The following is a 16,756-nucleotide window of genomic DNA, read 5'->3' on the forward strand; positions in this document are numbered from 1 at the left end:
TTATTAACCTTTGAGCTGGGCCAGGGCGCGGTAATCCGCTCCCAGCGTGGCCTGTAGAATCTCTTTTGGATAATCGTCGGTCACCACGGCTTCGCCGATGTGGCGCAGCAGTACCAGTCGAAGTCGACCGTCGATCACTTTCTTGTCTATCGCCATATGTTCAAGGAAATCCGCCTCGGTCATCTCCGTGGGCGGAACGACCGGCAAACCGGCACGCTGGAACAGGCGGATACCGCGATCACGCTCTTGGGCGCTGATCCAGCCCAGGCGCTGCGACATATCCAATGCCATCACCGTACCAGCCGCCACGGCCTCCCCATGCAACCACACACCATAGCCCATGTGAGTTTCGATCGCATGGCCGAAGGTGTGGCCCAGGTTCAGCGTGGCCCGCACGCCGGACTCGCGCTCGTCGGCATTGACCACCAGCGCCTTGGCCGCGCAAGAGCGGGAGATCGCTTCGGTCAGGGCTACCTGATCGAGGCCGCGCAAGGCGTCCATGTGTTCTTCCAGCCAGGTCAGGAACGGCTCATCGCAGATCAGCCCGTACTTGATGACTTCCGCCAGGCCCGCCGACAGCTCGCGCGGCGGCAAGGTGTTGAGGGTAGCGGTGTCGATCAGCACAGCCTGAGGCTGGTAGAACGCGCCGACCATGTTCTTGCCCAGCGGGTGGTTGATACCGGTCTTGCCCCCCACCGACGAATCGACCTGGGACAGCAAGGTGGTCGGCACCTGGATAAAATCCACGCCGCGCTGGTAGCAGGCCGCGGCAAACCCGGCCATGTCGCCAATCACACCGCCGCCCAGGGCGACCACAGTGGTTCGACGGTCATGGCGCGCAGTCAGCAGGCCATCAAAGATCAGTTGCAGGGTTTCCCAGTTTTTGTGGGCTTCGCCGTCAGGCAACACCACGGAGATCACCGAGTACGCCGCCAGGCTGCGGCTCAGACGCTCAAGGTACAGCGGCGCGACCGTTTCGTTGGAGATGATTGCCACCTGTCGGCCGGCAATATGCGGCGCAAGCAGTTCGGGCTGGTCCAACAGACCTGCGCCAATGTGGATCGGGTAGCTGCGCTCGCCTAGATCGACCTTAAGTGTCTGCATGTGTCCCCGCGTTGAAGATGTATTAACGACCGGCACTGTCGACATCTCGACACCGCCTGGTGGCTCTACGCCATACCTTATAAGGTCATGGCGCGCCCCCGAGAATAGCGCATTTCGGGCCAGGCTTTAACGGGGTGGCAACCGTTGCAGGCGCTCAAGGATGTCAAGTACGACCATCCGAGGTGGCCGCTCATCGGTTTCCACCACCAGATCGGCGATTTCCCGATACAGCGGATCGCGCAGCGCCAGCAGGTCCCGCAGGGTTTTCGCCGGGTCGGCGGTGCGCAGCAACGGGCGATTGCGATCACGGGCGGTACGGCCCACCTGCTGTTCGACCGACGCGTGCAAATACACCACCCGACCACCGGCATGCAGCGCCCGACGGTTTTCATCGCGCATGACGGCGCCACCGCCGGTCGCCAATACCACGCCATCGCAGCCGCACAGCTCGGCAATCATCGCCTGCTCGCGGTCACGAAAGCCCAGCTCGCCTTCTTTATCGAAGATCCATGGGATATTGGCACCCGTGCGCAATTCAATTTCCTTGTCGGAATCTTTGAACGGCAGGCGCAGCTCTTTGGCCAGCAAACGGCCGATGGTGCTTTTTCCAGCCCCCATCGGCCCTACAAGAATCAAATTTCGCACAGAATCAACGACTCACAGCAATCGCCTGGTTATTCATGATACGCGGAGTCAGGAATACCAGCAGCTCGGATTTTTTCTCCGCCAGCACATCGCGCCGGAAAAGGCGGCCAAGATACGGCACATCGCCCAAAAATGGCACTTTATCTACCACTTTGCTTTGGGTGTTGGAGAAAACCCCGCCAATGACGATGGTCTCGCCATCCCTGACCAGAACCTTGGCGTTGACCTCGTTTTTCTTGATCGGCGGCACGTCATTGAGTCGGTTCAGGTAGTCGGGCTCATCCTTGGTGACCTTGACCGCCATGATCACATGGTCGTCGGGAGTGATTTGCGGCGTGACTTCAAGCGACAGCGAGGCCTCTTTGAACGACACCGAGGTGGCACCCTGGGAGGTGGATTCCTGATAAGGAATCTCGGTGCCTTTGAGGATGCGTGCAGTCTCTTTGTCGGAGGTGACGACCTTGGGCTGCGAGACGATCTCACCGTTGCCGGTTTTTTCCATGGCGGTCAGCTCAAGGTCCAGCAACAGGTTGTCGGTGATATAGGCGATCCCCAGGCCCGAGGTTCCGGCCAGCGACCCCAAGTCGACAAAGGGTGAACTGGGTGGGTTTTGCGGCGGCTCGGCACCCTCCGCCAGCGGCTTGCCAATACCGCCAACGCCGCTGTTGCCGCGGGTGAGCCGCCCACCCCAGCGCACACCCAGGCTTTTGTCGTAGTCGACATTGGCCTCCACAATCCGCGCCTCGATCATGACCTGGCGTACCGGGATATCCAGTTGCGCCACGATGCGCCGCAGCTCTTCGAGCCGCTCGCCAGTCTGGTAGGCGATGATGTTGTTGGTGCGGTCATCCACCGCCACCGAACCGCGCTCATCGGTGGCGCCCTCAAAGCCGGTCACCGACTGAAACAGCTTGGCCAGGTCGGCGGCCTTGGCGTAATTGACCTGCAGCAGCTCCCGACGCAAGGGCGCCAGCTCGGCCATCTGCTTGCGCGACTCCAGCATCAACAGCTCGCGAGCAGCCAATTCATCGGCGGGCGCCACCAGCAACACGCCCGCCTTGACTCGCTTGTCCAAGCCCTTGGTTTGCAGTACCAGGTCCAGAGCCTGGTCCCAGGGCACATCCTTGAGCCGCAGGGTGATCGAGCCCTGCACCTCATCGCTGGTCACCAGGTTGAGCCCGGCGACATCGGCAATTTGCTGCAAGACCGCGCGCAGGTCGATGTCCTGGAAATTCAGGGTCAGCTTGGCGCCTGTATAGCTGACCGGCTGGGCACTGTCGGGCGGCGGCAGTTGGATAAGGTCCAGGCGATTGGGCACAGCAGCAGCCATCGGTGCCGTAAACGCTATCCATAGCGCCACACCGAAGGACGAGAAGGTCCTTTTCATTGTTTGATTCCGTTATGAGTTGACGTTCAGCACAAGGGTTCGCGGGCGTTCCAGCCAGGCGCCCTGTCCATCGGGAAACAGCTCCACCAGCTCGACAGCAGCGTCTTGAATGGCCGTGACCTGGCCATGGTCCGGCCCCAGGTAATCACCCACCGCCAGCCGATACACCCTGGCCCCAGCCCGCAACAAGGCAAAGGCCTGCGCACCACGGGACAACGTACCGACCATTTCGAACTGATCGAGGCGCATACCCTCCAACAGTCCCCGTGACCGGGTGAAATCCGGGGCAAAGGCCGGGCGGCCCGGAACGTGCGGTGCCTGCAAGGCGGGCGGCGTGAACGGGTCGCGCAAGGACGAGGGTTCGTAGACAAATTGCGGCCCTGGGTCGAGCACCTGACGGGCCTTGCCGTTTTGCAGGGTGCTGCGATAGGTCTTGGCGAGCATGTTCAGACGCAACAAGGCGCCCTGATGCCCGAGCGCAATATCCTGCACGGTAACGACCCGTGGCAACCCACCCAAGGCACTGACAAACGTCGCCAGGTCGTGGTAAACCCCGGACGCGCTTATCTGCATGGGTTGTTCGATATAAAGCTGCCGAGGCGCTTCATCCAGCACGGTGATGCCTTCGACCCACACCCCATGGGCAGACGCCAGCCGGGCGATGTCTTCCAGCACGGCAGGCACCTCGGACTCGCCGGGCAATTGCCCTAGAAGGCTGGCAAGATTGTCTTCCATGCTCCGGACTTGCCGGGTGCGCAGCTCAAGGCTCGCGGCCAGGCCGGTCTTTTCTGTGAGTTGCTGCTGCAGCGCCTGCTCCCGCGCCTCAAGCCCGTGCAATCGCTCCCGCTGCGGCCCCCCATGCGAAACCTCGCCTAGCACTAACACCATGCCGGCCAGCGCACAGCCAAGCAGCACCTTGCCCGGCAGGGACCATTTGGCAGCGTTGTAAGAGAGCGTGGAAAAATCGAGCCTGGGCAGGCTCATGGTTGCCCCTCGCTGGACTCTCCCTGGCGCACCATCAGCTGGAATTCACTTTCGCCGCGTGCACCTTCGGCTTGCACGCGCTGCAGACGGGTCGAACTGGAGCCGTGGATTGGCTTGAGTTGCTGCATCAAACGGGCGATATCCTGGTTGCTTTCTGCCGTGCCGCGAATGCTGATGGTGTCGCCGTTCGCAACCACCTCATGCAGATGGACACCTTCAGGCACCGAGCGAGCCAATTGCTCGAACAATCGGGCACCGGAAGAGCGGGCATCGTGCAGGTCCTGAACCACCTTCATGCGTTCGGCCAGTTGCTGGCTTCGCGCCTGCAAGTCGTCGATAGTCCTGATCCGCGAGTCCTGGGTAGCGATGTGCTCTTCCAGGCGGCTGTTGCGGCTTACCTGCCGGTCTATCGCCTGGTCGATCACTTGATCAGCCAACCACAGTGCCGCGAGCGCCACGCAGGCAAACGCCAGCAATAGCACCAACAGGTATTTGCGCCTGCGCTCCGCGAGGGCCTGGCGCCAAGGCAAAAGATTGATTCGTGTCATCCAGCGAAACTCCTAAGGGCCAGCCCGCAAGCCACTCCCATCCCTTGGGCATCCAAGGCCCATTGTGCACCATCGACTCTATGACCCGGCGTGAAGCTGGCAAAATCCTGAAGGCAAGCGCGCTCCAATGCAAACCCTTCTACATCGACCACCCGCGGCACCAGCCCCGCCAAGGCCAAAACCGCCTCGCGCGCTTCGACCTGCTCACGCAGGCACGCCGCCAGCATCACCTCTACCCACTGCGGGCCTTGAGCCGATGGCCCTTGAACCTGAAAGTCGATGGCCACCTCGTCCAATGGATAGGGGATGAACTGGTCGGCTTCCATCTGGATCTTCCAGGCCATTTCCTCATCACTGAGGCCGGCGTCCATGTCAATCAGCCGGGTAATTACCGACGGGCCCGCAACCGCCACGGCGGCGTACCGGGCCGAGGTACCCAGGCGCGACAGTGCCTGTTGCAGCATACGGCCCACTCCCTCAAGGTCCAGCAAGGTGCCGTCCACCACCGCCTGGGGCGGCAGCATTTGCATAACGTAGCCCTGGACGCTGAAACCGCCTGATGAACGGCCCAGTTCGATCAGCTTGATGCCGCTGTCATTGATATCGACCCCCAACACCGTGTCGACTTTTCGCCTGAAAAATCCCTTTCCCATAAAACTCCCCAAAACTTTCCCTGTCATACCGGCTGTCATCTCGCCTGATTGCTGCCAGGCACCTTGCATTCGGTCGGCTTGTTCAAGGCTCGCGAATGACGCCCCAAGCTGAAAAATGCTTTAATGCCCAGCGTTTTTTCCCGCTTTTTATCTGCTGCCCGGGTCGATCCATCGTTTGCCATGCATCCCCGACGCGTAACTCATTCTTTTCTCTGGAAATCCAAAAGCCTTGATTCGTCTGCTGAAGTTTTTCGGGTACTCCATTGTCGCCATCGTTTGCGGGCTGCTGCTCGTACTCAGCGGGGCCTACCTCTACCTTAGTCCGGGTTTGCCCTCCGTAGAGGCCCTCAGAAGTATCCAGTTGCAGATTCCTTTGCGGGTCTACAGCAGCGATGAAAAACTGATCGCGGAGTTCGGCGAAATGCGCCGCACACCGATCCGTTTCGCCGACATTCCACCCAATTTCATCAGCGCTTTGCTGTCTGCCGAAGACGATAATTTCGCCAACCACTACGGCGTAGACCCCAGCAGCCTGGTGCGTGCAGCCACGCAATTGGTAAAAAGTGGACACATTCAATCGGGTGGCAGCACCATCACCATGCAGGTGGCGAAGAACTTCTTCCTCACCAGCGAACGCAGCTTTTCCCGCAAGGCCACCGAAATCCTGCTGGCGCTGCAGATCGAACGCCAGTTGACCAAGGATGAAATCCTCGAGCTGTACGTCAACAAGATCTACTTGGGCAACCGCGCCTACGGCATCGAGGCCGCGTCCCAGGTCTACTACGGCAAGTCGATTCGTGACGCCAGCCTGGCGCAAATGGCGATGATCGCCGGCCTGCCCAAGGCACCGTCGCGCTTCAACCCGCTGGCCAACCCGGCGCGCAGTAAAGAACGCCGTGACTGGATCCTGGGCCGCATGTACAAACTGGGCAAGATCGACCAGGCCGCTTATGAAAGTGCCGTAGCCGAGCCGCTGAACGCCAGCTATCACGTGCCGACCCCAGAAGTGAATGCACCCTATATCGCCGAAATGGCCCGCGCCGAGATGGTTGGCCGTTATGGCAGCGAGGCCTACACCGAAGGTTTCCGCGTCACCACGACGGTGCCGAGCAACTTGCAGGAAATCGCCAACCACTCGGTACATGAAGGTCTGATCACTTATGACCAGCGTCACGGCTACCGTGGCCCCGAGTCGCGCCTGCCGGGCAAGACCCTGAGTGCCTGGACCACCGAATTGGGCAAACAGCGTTCGATCAGCGGCCTGGACCCGGCCATCGTCACCCAGGTAACCAAGGACGGCATCCAAGTGCTGACCCGCTCTGGCGAAGCCCATGTAGCCTGGGACAGCATGAAGTGGGCACGCCCGTTCCTGAACACCAACAGCATGGGCCCGATGCCCAAGCAGCCATCCGACGTGGCCCAGGTGGGTGATTTGATCCGCGTGCAACGCCAAAAGGATGACAGCCTCAAATTCAGCCAGGTGCCGCTCGCCCAGGGCGCCCTGGTGTCCCTGGACCCGCAGAACGGTGCGATCCGCGCACTGGTCGGCGGCTTTGCCTTCGAGCAGAGCAACTACAACCGCGCTACCCAGGCCAAGCGCCAGCCGGGCTCCAGTTTCAAGCCGTTTGTCTACAGTGCCGCGCTGGACAACGGCTACACCGCCGCCAGCCTGGTCAACGACGCGCCAATCGTGTTTGTCGATGAATATCTGGACAAGGTCTGGCGCCCCAAGAATGACACCAACACGTTCCTCGGCCCGATCCGTATCCGCGAGGCGCTGTACAAGTCACGCAACCTGGTGTCGATCCGCCTGTTGCAGGCGATGGGCGTAGGCAAGACCATCGACTACATGACGCGCTTTGGCTTCGCCAAGTCGGACCTGCCGCCAAACCTGTCCCTGGCCCTGGGTACCGCGACCCTCACGCCGATGGAAATCGCCACCGGCTGGAGCACCTTTGCCAACGGCGGCTACAAGATCGCGCCGTACCTGATCGACAAGATCGAAAGCCGCAATGGCGACACCCTGTTCACCGCCAACCCGCCACGGGTACCCGGCGACGTGGTCAATGGTGTGGCCGCGACCGACGGGCTTGCGGTACCGAGCAACGGCGGTATCACCATCGAGGCGACGCCAGGCACACCGCCGGCCGCAAACGCCGGCGCACCGGCCGAACCGCAAGCGCCAGCGGTTGCCGAGCGCATCGTGGACGGCCGCACTACCTACATCCTCAACAGCATCCTGCAAGACGTGATCAAGAAGGGCACCGGCCGCCGCGCACTGGCTCTGGGCCGTGCGGATATCGCTGGCAAGACCGGTACCACCAACGAGTCCAAGGACGCGTGGTTCTCCGGCTACAACGGCGACTACGTGACCACCGTGTGGACCGGCTATGACCAGCCTGAAAGCCTGGGCCGCCGCGAGTTTGGTGGCACCGTCGCCCTGCCGATCTGGATGAGCTACATGGGCGCAGCGCTCAAGGACAAGCCGCTGCACACCCAGCCAGAGCCAGAAGGCATCCTCAGCCTGCGCATCGACCCGATCAGTGGCCGCGCAGCTTCACCGAGCACGCCGAATGCGTACTTCGAGCTGTTCAAGAGCGAAGACACACCGCCATCGGTCAACGAACTGGGCAACGGCGCAGTGCCGGGCAGCCCACTGCCGGCGGATGAAGGCGCGCCGATCGATTTGTTCTGACCTGATCACGCTGATCGGCCGATCATTCCCACGCTCCGCGTGGGAATGCATCCTGTGACGCTCTGCGTCACGATCTTAAAAGCAGACGCGGAGCGTCCAGGTGGGCATTCCCACGCAGAGCGTGGGAAAGATCAGCCACGGGACATCAGCCACAAAAAAGCCCCGACTGATCACTCAGGCGGGGCTTTTTTTGCGGGTGTGTCTACAACGGCTTAGCCGTTGAACACATCATCCACGCTTTGCAGCGGGTAGTTCTTTGGATACGGCAGGGTAGCCACACCAGTCTCGATAGCGGCCTTGGCCACGGCATCGGAGATCAGGGTGATCAGGCGCTTGTCCATTGGTTTCGGAATGATGTACTCACGACCGAATTCCAGCTTGGCACCACCGTAGGCGTCGCACACGTCCTGAGGTACCGGCAGTTTGGCCAGTTCACGCAGGGCGTTGGCAGCGGCCACTTTCATTTCTTCGTTGATGCGCTTGGCGCGAACGTCCAGGGCACCACGGAAGATGAACGGGAAGCCCAATACGTTGTTGACCTGGTTCGGGTAGTCCGAACGGCCGGTGGCCATGATCACGTCGCTGCGAGTGGCGTGGGCCAGTTCTGGAGAGATTTCCGGATCCGGGTTGGAGCAGGCGAACACGATAGGGTTCGGCGCCATGGATTTGAGGCCTTCCGCGCTCAGCAGGTTCGGGCCGGACAGGCCAACGAACACGTCGGCACCGTCGAGGGCGTCAGCCAGGGTGCGCTTGGAGGACGGATGGGCGAACATCGCCTTGTACTGGTTCAGGTCGGTGCGCTCGGACTGAATCACGCCCTTGCTGTCCACCATGTAGATGTTTTCCAGCTTGGCGCCCATGCTGATGATCAGCTTCATGCAGGAAATGGCCGCGGCACCGGCGCCCAGGCAGACAATTTTCGCCTCGCCCAGGGTTTTGCCAGCAATTTCCAGGGCGTTGATCATGCCGGCTGCGGTAACGATCGCGGTGCCGTGTTGGTCATCGTGGAATACCGGAATGTCGCACTGCTCGATCAGGGCCTTTTCGATCTCGAAGCACTCAGGTGCCTTGATGTCTTCCAGGTTGATGCCACCGAACGTGATGGAAATGCGCTTGACGGTGTCGATGAACGCCTGCGGGCTTTCGGAATCGACTTCGATGTCGAAGACGTCGATGCCGGCAAAGCGCTTGAACAGCACGCCCTTGCCTTCCATGACTGGCTTGGAAGCCAATGGGCCGAGGTTACCCAGGCCCAGAATCGCGGTGCCATCGGAAATCACTGCAACCAGGTTGCCTTTGCCGGTGTACTTGTACGCCAGCTCTGGGTCACGGGCGATTTCACGTACGGGTTCGGCAACACCAGGGCTGTAGGCCAGCGACAGGTCGCGGGCAGTGGCAGTGGCTTTGGTGAGCTCTACACTCAGCTTTCCTGGACGAGGATGGGCATGGTATTCGAGAGCGGCAGTTTTCAAATCAGACATATCGGCATTCCGCTTTTACTGTTGGTCGACGGACCGCCGAGGATACGCGTGTCGTAAAGTCCCTACAAGACTGGGCAGTCACAGGTGTCAAGGGCCCTGCGCTACGACTTTTGGCCAAGAGCCACGGGATACAAGGGCTCAACTGTTCACAATCGAAATAAAAAATGTCTACAATTTTTTATTCAAAGCGCCGATTTCAGCATGCCGGGGTCGGTTATTGGCAACAGCCAGCGCGCTTGGCCTTTTTTCAGGCCGCCACGGCGGGCTCGATCCTGCACCCAACCGCGCGCCTCAATGGTGCGGCCTTGCAGACCATCGAGCATGGCCGTATCGAACTGGCTGATCAGCTCGGGCGCAATACGCAATAGCAGACCATCGAGCATGGCCGTATCGAACTGGCTGATCAGCTCGGGCGCAATACGCAATACCAGTGAACCCTGCAGTTCAATCCAAATTCCACCGCGATTGCGCTCGATCTTGCTGACCCGACCGGCCACCAGGGCAAACCCGGAGCGCTTGAGATTCGCCACGCTTTGCACTGGCGATTGGCGCCACAGGCCGAGCCGTGCCTGGCGGGCGCTGTTTTCGGCCGCCTGCTGGCAGGGAACCAGGTCCACATTCGGCGCCACGCCCACTTGGTACCCCAGGCCCTCGGCCAGCAGTTGCGCCTCCAGGTTCTCGCCATTGGCTCCGTAGAGGTGAGCCAGGGTGCGCCCGTAATGGTCTTTGGCTTCGCGCCCCGCCACCAGGCCGACACGCCCATCGCTGGCCTTGACCAACGCCTGCAGGCGCTGGCGGGCGGCGACAGCGAATGGCTCGTCAGGGCGGCCCTTCTTGCCGGTTTCCGGCGCGTTGAGGCCGATCATGCGCACGCTGCGACCGTCCTTGAGGCGCACCGTGTCGCCATCCACCACGCGCTGCACATCGACGCGGACGACGGCTGCCGGCGCGGGGCAGAATGCATCGGCCTGAGCGGTTGCCAGCCAAATTCCAGGCACAAAAAAGGCGCCCACAAGGGACGCCTTTTTCAACAGCAGGTAAAAGCCCATAAGGCTCTTGAACCTTACTCTGCTGGAGTAGCAGCAGGCTTCTTGCCGAAAGCACCAAAGCGATCTGCGAAGCGCTGTACGCGGCCGCCGGTGTCCAGAGTTTTCTGCTTACCGGTGTAGAACGGGTGGCACTCGTTGCATACGTCAGTACCCAGTGGCTTGCACAGGTTCGAACGAGTTTCGAACTTGTTGCCGCAGCTGCAGGTGACTTCGATGGTTTCGTACGCTGGATGGATATCGGCTTTCATGGCACTTCCTCGGGCTAGCGTGCCGCCACTCGACACTATTGTCGAATACCGCACGTAATTAGGCCGCGGATTCTACCAGACCTTTTTAATCACGCAAGCGGCGGTAGTGGTCGAAAACTTCCTTTCATCAGATATTCCTCACACACCGCCGTCAATGTGGGAGCCGGGCTTGCCCGCGAAGGCGGTGTGTCAGTCACTGCATCTGTTACTGCACTAGCGCTTTCGCAGGCAAGCCAGCTCCCGCAAGATCCGATTCCAGTACTGAAGACGGGACACCCCCGGTCTGCTAGGCTCGCGCCCCTGCGCCACCGCTTGCCTTTATTGATGAGACTCCTCGCGTGCCCGACGCCATTTTGCGCCTAGCCCTGCCCTCACCCCTGCGCCGCCTGTTCGATTACCGGGCCCCGCCCGGCGTGTCGCGTGCGCAGTTGCAACCGGGCATGCGCGTGCGCGTGCCGTTCGGACGCCGGGAAATGATCGGCATTCTGGTGGAAGTCACCGACCACAGCGAAGTGCCTGCCGAAAAGCTCAAGCCGGCAATTGCCCTGCTCGACGCCACACCACCGCTGCCGCCCGCGCTGTTCAAGCTGTGCCTGTGGACCGCGCAGTATTACCAACACAGCCTGGGCGATACCTTGAGCTGGGCGCTGCCGGTGCTGCTGCGCCAGGGCGAACTGGCCGAAGCGCGCCAGGAGCGTTTCTGGTCGATGGTGCCGGGCGCACGCCTCGACGACCCGCGCATCGCCCGCGCCCCGCGCCAGCGTGAGGCCCTGGCCACCTTGGCACAGCACCCACACGGCGTGGCCCATCAGCTATTAAGCAAACTGATGCTGAGCAAAGACAGCCTCGACCTGCTGCTGGCCAAGGGCCTGGTGCAGGTGGAAATCCGCAAGCACGCCCCGGACCCGCGCCACGAACACTGGCTGGCCCAGCCGGAGTTGCCGCTGAACCCCGAGCAACGCGCCGCGTATGAGGCGATTCGCGCCGGTTTCGACAGTTTCCATGCATTCCTGCTGGCCGGCGTCACCGGCAGCGGCAAGACCGAAGTCTATTTGCAGCTGATCCGCGAAACCCTGCAGGCGGGCAAGCAGGCACTGGTGCTGATCCCCGAGATCAACCTGGGCCCGCAGACCGTGGCGCGTTTCGAGCAACGCTTCAATGCCCGGATCGCCTTGGTGCACTCGGCAGTCAATGACCGTGAACGCCTGGAGTCGTGGCTGGCGGCGCGGGATGGCGAGGCCGACATTATTATCGGCACGCGCTCAGCACTGTTCACGCCGATGAAAAACCCCGGGCTGATCATCGTCGACGAGGAGCACGATGGCTCCTATAAACAGCAGGAAGGTTTGCGCTACCACGCCCGCGACCTCGCGCTGGTACGCGCCCGCCAGGAAGACATCCCGATTGTGCTGGGCTCGGCCACGCCGTCCCTGGAAAGCCTGCACAACGCCTACACCGGCCGTTACGGGCTGCTGCGCCTGAACGAGCGTGCTGGCGGCGCCAAACAACCGCGCTTCCTGCGCCTGGACGTGAAAAGCCGCCCGCTGGACAGCGGTATTTCCGGCCCGATGCAACAGGCCATTGGCCAGACCCTGGCCGCCGGCCAGCAAGTATTGGTATTTCTCAACCGCCGCGGCTTTGCCCCGACGTTGCTGTGCCATGACTGCGGCTGGATGTCCGGGTGCGAGCGCTGCGATGCGCGCATGACGGTGCATCAGCGCCACGGCGAGTTACGCTGCCATCACTGCGGCCATGTGGAACGGGTACCGCGCCATTGCCCGCAGTGCGGCAAGGTGGACCTGCGGCCCGTGGGCGCCGGCACCGAGCGCGCCGAAGAACGCCTCGGCATTCTGTTCCCGGACTACCCGGTGCTACGGGTGGACCGCGACAGCACGTCGCGCAAAGACGCCATGAACCAACTGTTCGCCACCATCCACAAAGGCCAACCGTGCATCCTGGTGGGCACGCAGATGCTTGCCAAGGGGCATCACTTCCCACGGGTGACCCTGGTGTCGATCCTGGATGCCGATGGCGGGCTGTTCTCCGGGGATTTTCGCGCCAGCGAACGCATGGCGCAGTTGATCGTGCAGGTGGCAGGACGCGCCGGGCGAGCCGAAGAGCCAGGCAGGGTGATTATCCAGACGCACCTGGCCGACCACCCGCTGCTGATTCAACTGACGGAACAAGGCTACTTTGCCTTCGCCGAACAGGCCTTGAGCGAACGCCGCGCCGCCGGCCTCCCGCCCTTTGCGCACCTGGCGCTGCTGCGTGCCGAAGCCCACAAACCCGGGCAGGCCGAAGGCTTTCTTGATGAGGCCTGCAGCGCCGCCGAACGTTTATTGGGCGAACTGACCCTCAGTGGCATCGAACTACTCGGCCCGGTGCCAGCGCCCATGGAGCGGCGCGCCGGACGTTATCGCGCTCAGCTACTCTTGCAGGCAACCTCCCGCGCCCCGCTGCATCGGCTATTAAGTCGCTGGATGCTTGAGCTGGAGCAACTGCCCAGCGGTCGGCAGGTGCGATGGTCGTTGGATGTAGACCCGGTAGATTTGTATTGAGGGTAATTACGTCATCGCAGGCAAGCCAGCTCGCACATTATGAAATGTGAATACCTTTAAATGTGGGAGCGGGCTTGCCCGCGAAGAGGCCGCAGGTCCGCCATATAGTCTGAACGGTTGGCAAGCCCGCCCTCGCCACGGATAATGCCCAGTTTTTCCACCTGCGCATCGCGCGCCGCCGCTTGCGGTCGAAAGAGAACACCATGAAAGACACCATTCGCCAGCTGATCCAACAAGCCCTCACCCAACTCGTCCACGAAGGTGTGTTGCCTGAAGGCCTGTCGCCGGCGATCCAGGTGGAGAACACCCGCGACAAGACCCATGGCGACTTCGCCAGCAACATCGCGATGATGCTGTCCAAGCCGGCCGGCATGAAGCCGCGTGACCTGGCAGAAAAAATCATCGCAGCCCTGCCGGCTGACGCCAATGTCACCAAGGCCGAAATCGCCGGCCCAGGCTTTATCAACTTCTTCCAGAACACCCAGGCCCTGGCGTCACGCCTGGATGCCGCCCTGGCCGATGCGCGCATCGGTGCACGCAAGGCCGGCGACAGCCAGCGCGTGGTCATCGACCTGTCGGCACCGAACCTGGCCAAGGAAATGCACGTGGGCCACCTGCGCTCCACTATCATTGGCGATGGCGTGGCACGCGTGCTGGAATTCCTCGGCGACACCGTGATCCGCCAGAACCACGTGGGCGACTGGGGTACCCAGTTCGGCATGCTGATGGCCTATCTGCAGGAAAACCCGATCACCAGCAACGAGCTGGCCGACCTGGAAAATTTCTACCGTGCTGCCAAAAAGCGTTTCGATGAATCCGAAGAGTTCGCTGACCGCGCCCGCGGCCTGGTGGTCAAGCTGCAAGCCGGCGACGAAGAATGCCTGGCGCTGTGGAACCGCTTCCGTGAAATTTCCCTGTCTCATTGCCAGGAAATCTACGAGCTGCTCAATGTGAAACTGACCATGGCCGACGTGATGGGCGAAAGCGCCTACAACGACGACCTGATCAACGTGGTCAACGACCTCAAGGCCAAGGGCCTGCTGGTCGAAAGCAACGGCGCCCAGTGCGTGTTCCTCGAAGAATTCAAGACCGCCGACGGCGAGCCGCTGCCGGTGATCATCGTCAAGGCCGATGGCGGCTACCTCTACGCCACCACTGACCTGGCCGCCGTGCGTTACCGCAGTGGCGTGCTCAAGGCTGACCGTGCGCTGTACTTCGTCGACCAGCGCCAGGCCCTGCACTTCCAGCAGGTGTTCGAAGTGGCGCGTCGCGCCGGTTTCGTCACCCACCCGATGCACATGGAGCACATGGGCTTTGGCACCATGAACGGCGCCGATGGCCGCCCCTTCAAGACCCGCGACGGCGGCACCGTGAAGCTGATCGACCTGCTGACCGAAGCCCAGGAACGTGCCTACAACCTGGTGAAGGAAAAGAACCCGGAGCTGGCCGAGGCCGACCTGCGCAACATCGCCCGCGTGGTGGGCATTGGCGCGGTGAAATACGCCGATCTGTCCAAGCACCGCACCAGCGACTACAGCTTCAACTTCGACCTGATGCTCAACTTCGAAGGCAACACCGCGCCGTACCTGCTGTACGCCTACACTCGCGTGGCCGGGGTATTCCGCAAGCTGGGCAAGGACTTCAGCGAAGTCGAAGGCCAGATCGCGCTGGACGCCGTCCATGAACAGGAACTGGCGGCCAAGCTCGCGCAATTTGGCGAGGTGCTCAACAGCGTTGGCGAAAAAGGCACGCCGCACATCCTGTGCACCTATTTGTACGAAGTGGCCGGCCTGTTCTCCAGTTTCTACGAGAACTGCCCGATCCTGACCGCCGACGACGAAGCCCAGAAACAAAGTCGCCTGCGCCTTGCCGCATTGGCTGGACGCACCCTCAAGCAAGGCCTGGAACTCTTGGGCCTGGAAACTCTGGAGCGTATGTAAGTTGGCTGCCAAGAAAAAACCTGCACCCAAGCGCGGCGCCAGCCGCTACCAGGCCCCGGCGAAGCAACCGATTCCGGGTTGGCTGTGGATGGCCATCGGCCTTACGGTCGGCGCATTTATCGTGTTTCTGATGAAGCTGGAGCCCGGCCAGGGCGATGACGTCAAGCGCGTCAAACAGGAGCAGCAAAAGGCCACGAAAATCGCCGAAGCCAACAAGACCGCGCCAAGCCCGACCGCACCGGTAAAGCCCAAGTACGACTTCTACACGCTGCTGCCGGAATCGGAAGTGATCGTGCCGCCTGACGCCGTGCCGGAAAAAACCCTGCCGACGCCACAAGTGCCGACCACGCCGGTAACCCCAGCGGAAGCGGCAAAAATCGACACGGCGCGCGCCCAGGCCGCGCTGGCCGGTATCACGCCGCCGCCAGCACCGCCAGTGGCAGCCACCAAGGCTGCGCCGGTGACCAAGTTCTTCCTGCAAGCGGGCTCGTTCCCGAAACAGGCGGATGCGGACCGTGTACGCGCACAGATCATTCTGTTGGGCCAATCGGTATCGGTTGAGTCCGGCACGGTGAAGGACGCGACCTGGTATCGCGTATTGGTGGGGCCGTTCAGCAACCGCGAACAGCTGACCGTGGCGCAAAAGCAATTGGCCGGCGCCGGGTTTAGCAACCTGTTGTTACAACAACGCCAGAGCCGCTGACTCATACTCACTGATCGTTCCCACGCTCCGCGTGGGAACGTGTCCCTTGACGCTCTGCGTCACAGAGCAGGCGCAGAGCGTCAAGGCGGCATTACCACGCGGAGCGTGGGAACGATCACCACTCGTCTGCCCTGCCTTCCTACGGTTGAAATCCCCCTCGCCACCCCCATATGAGTTTCCATCAGGGCATTTTCGCCCCGCTGCGTGGAGACTCTCCCCTTGACCACCATCGTTTCAGTACGTCGCCACGGCAAAGTTGTCATGGGCGGCGACGGCCAGGTTTCCCTGGGCAACACCGTGATGAAAGGCAACGCCAAGAAAGTGCGCCGCCTGTACCACGGCCAGGTACTTGCCGGCTTCGCAGGCGCAACCGCCGACGCCTTTACCCTGTTCGAGCGTTTCGAAGGCCAGCTTGAGAAACACCAGGGCCACCTAGTGCGCGCCGCTGTGGAACTTGCCAAAGAATGGCGCACCGACCGCTCCCTCAGCCGCCTGGAGGCCATGCTCGCGGTTGCGAACAAAGACGCTTCCCTGATCATCACCGGCAACGGCGATGTGGTTGAACCCGAGCATGGCCTGATCGCCATGGGTTCAGGTGGCGGCTACGCCCAGGCTGCGGCCAGCGCGCTGCTGAAGAAAACCGACCTGTCGGCCCGTGAAATCGTCGAGACCGCCCTGGGTATCGCTGGCGATATCTGCGTGTTCACCAACCACAATCAGACCATTGAGGAGCAGGACCTCGCCGAATAAGCCCTGGGCTT

General features: G+C 61.7%; 14 protein-coding genes. 5 read left to right on the forward strand and 9 right to left on the reverse strand.

The window, feature by feature from the left end; translation table 11 throughout:
• Positions 1 to 3: 3 nt before the first annotated feature.
• The 6 genes from aroB to pilM form a co-directional block, all read right to left on the reverse strand.
• On the reverse strand, positions 4 to 1,104 hold the full coding sequence (aroB, locus tag HU730_RS11170) for a 3-dehydroquinate synthase (protein WP_072445815.1): 1,101 nt from the start codon (positions 1,102 to 1,104) through the stop codon (positions 4 to 6).
• A gap of 126 nt (positions 1,105 to 1,230) precedes the next feature.
• Complete coding sequence (gene aroK / locus HU730_RS11175; protein ID WP_003187914.1) at positions 1,231 to 1,749, reverse strand: shikimate kinase AroK; 519 nt, start codon at positions 1,747 to 1,749, stop codon at positions 1,231 to 1,233.
• Between the two features lie 4 nt (positions 1,750 to 1,753).
• Positions 1,754 to 3,079, reverse strand: a complete 1,326-nt coding sequence (locus HU730_RS11180) for a type IV pilus secretin PilQ family protein (RefSeq protein WP_060764880.1) — start codon at positions 3,077 to 3,079, stop codon at positions 1,754 to 1,756.
• Between the two features lie 69 nt (positions 3,080 to 3,148).
• Positions 3,149 to 4,120: a pilus assembly protein PilP gene (locus tag HU730_RS11185; protein ID WP_186526758.1), complete on the reverse strand. Its 972-nt coding sequence runs from the start codon at positions 4,118 to 4,120 to the stop codon at positions 3,149 to 3,151.
• Positions 4,117 to 4,668 (reverse strand): PilN domain-containing protein, encoded by a 552-nt coding sequence (locus HU730_RS11190; protein ID WP_186526757.1) that lies wholly within the window; start codon positions 4,666 to 4,668, stop codon positions 4,117 to 4,119. The genes HU730_RS11185 and HU730_RS11190 overlap by 4 nt, the downstream gene beginning before the upstream one ends.
• Positions 4,665 to 5,321, reverse strand: a complete 657-nt coding sequence (gene pilM, locus HU730_RS11195; RefSeq protein ID WP_034125864.1) for a type IV pilus assembly protein PilM — start codon at positions 5,319 to 5,321, stop codon at positions 4,665 to 4,667. Before pilM ends, HU730_RS11190 begins: the two co-directional genes overlap by 4 nt.
• Positions 5,322 to 5,550: 229 nt before the next feature.
• Here pilM and HU730_RS11200 point away from each other — a divergent pair, with 229 nt between their 5' ends.
• A complete protein-coding gene (locus tag HU730_RS11200) occupies positions 5,551 to 8,016 on the forward strand; it encodes a penicillin-binding protein 1A (protein ID WP_034125573.1) in 2,466 nt (821 codons plus the stop codon).
• A 212-nt stretch (positions 8,017 to 8,228) separates the two neighbouring features.
• On the opposite strand, the gene HU730_RS11205 is transcribed toward HU730_RS11200, so the two are convergent.
• The 3 genes from HU730_RS11205 to rpmE form a co-directional block, all read right to left on the reverse strand.
• Entirely contained in the window at positions 8,229 to 9,497 is a 1,269-nt protein-coding gene (locus HU730_RS11205; RefSeq protein ID WP_005784034.1) for a malic enzyme-like NAD(P)-binding protein, read from the reverse strand.
• Positions 9,498 to 9,679: 182 nt separating this feature from the next.
• A complete protein-coding gene (locus HU730_RS11210) occupies positions 9,680 to 10,546 on the reverse strand; it encodes a thermonuclease family protein (protein ID WP_186526756.1) in 867 nt (288 codons plus the stop codon).
• Between the two features lie 14 nt (positions 10,547 to 10,560).
• The gene (gene rpmE / locus HU730_RS11215) at positions 10,561 to 10,794 is read right to left on the reverse strand and encodes a 50S ribosomal protein L31 (RefSeq protein ID WP_005784030.1); all 234 of its coding nucleotides are present in this window, start codon (positions 10,792 to 10,794) and stop codon (positions 10,561 to 10,563) included.
• A 338-nt stretch (positions 10,795 to 11,132) separates the two neighbouring features.
• On the opposite strand from rpmE, the gene HU730_RS11220 reads away from it, so the two are divergent.
• From HU730_RS11220 to hslV, 4 genes are all read left to right on the forward strand, one after another.
• Complete coding sequence (locus HU730_RS11220) at positions 11,133 to 13,352, forward strand: primosomal protein N' (protein WP_127880492.1); 2,220 nt, start codon at positions 11,133 to 11,135, stop codon at positions 13,350 to 13,352.
• Between the two features lie 203 nt (positions 13,353 to 13,555).
• A complete protein-coding gene (gene argS, locus HU730_RS11225; RefSeq protein ID WP_186526755.1) occupies positions 13,556 to 15,292 on the forward strand; it encodes an arginine--tRNA ligase in 1,737 nt (578 codons plus the stop codon).
• A gap of 1 nt (position 15,293) precedes the next feature.
• On the forward strand, positions 15,294 to 15,995 hold the full coding sequence (locus tag HU730_RS11230; protein WP_003187899.1) for an SPOR domain-containing protein: 702 nt from the start codon (positions 15,294 to 15,296) through the stop codon (positions 15,993 to 15,995).
• 219 nt (positions 15,996 to 16,214) lie between these two features.
• Positions 16,215 to 16,745 carry an ATP-dependent protease subunit HslV gene (gene hslV / locus HU730_RS11235; protein ID WP_003171209.1) on the forward strand — a complete coding sequence of 177 codons (531 nt, stop codon included), beginning with the start codon at positions 16,215 to 16,217 and terminating at the stop codon, positions 16,743 to 16,745.
• Positions 16,746 to 16,756: the final 11 nt, after the last annotated feature.

The organism is Pseudomonas sp. SWRI22, assembly GCF_014268395.2.
Taxonomy (GTDB): Bacteria; Pseudomonadota; Gammaproteobacteria; order Pseudomonadales; family Pseudomonadaceae; genus Aquipseudomonas; species Aquipseudomonas paracarnis.

Bases quoted from the DNA above. Each gene is read 5' to 3' on its own strand.
- argS (WP_186526755.1), top strand. From the start codon at position 13,556: ATGAAAGACACCATTCGCCAGCTGATCCAACAAGCCCTCACCCAACTC.
- aroB (WP_072445815.1), bottom strand. From the start codon at position 1,104: ATGCAGACACTTAAGGTCGATCTAGGCGAGCGCAGCTACCCGATCCAC.
- HU730_RS11190 (WP_186526757.1), bottom strand. From the start codon at position 4,668: ATGACACGAATCAATCTTTTGCCTTGGCGCCAGGCCCTCGCGGAGCGC.
- HU730_RS11185 (WP_186526758.1), bottom strand. From the start codon at position 4,120: ATGAGCCTGCCCAGGCTCGATTTTTCCACGCTCTCTTACAACGCTGCC.
- HU730_RS11210 (WP_186526756.1), bottom strand. From the start codon at position 10,546: ATGGGCTTTTACCTGCTGTTGAAAAAGGCGTCCCTTGTGGGCGCCTTT.
- pilM (WP_034125864.1), bottom strand. From the start codon at position 5,321: ATGGGAAAGGGATTTTTCAGGCGAAAAGTCGACACGGTGTTGGGGGTC.
- HU730_RS11180 (WP_060764880.1), bottom strand. From the start codon at position 3,079: ATGGCTGCTGCTGTGCCCAATCGCCTGGACCTTATCCAACTGCCGCCG.
- rpmE (WP_005784030.1), bottom strand. From the start codon at position 10,794: ATGAAAGCCGATATCCATCCAGCGTACGAAACCATCGAAGTCACCTGC.
- HU730_RS11205 (WP_005784034.1), bottom strand. From the start codon at position 9,497: ATGTCTGATTTGAAAACTGCCGCTCTCGAATACCATGCCCATCCTCGT.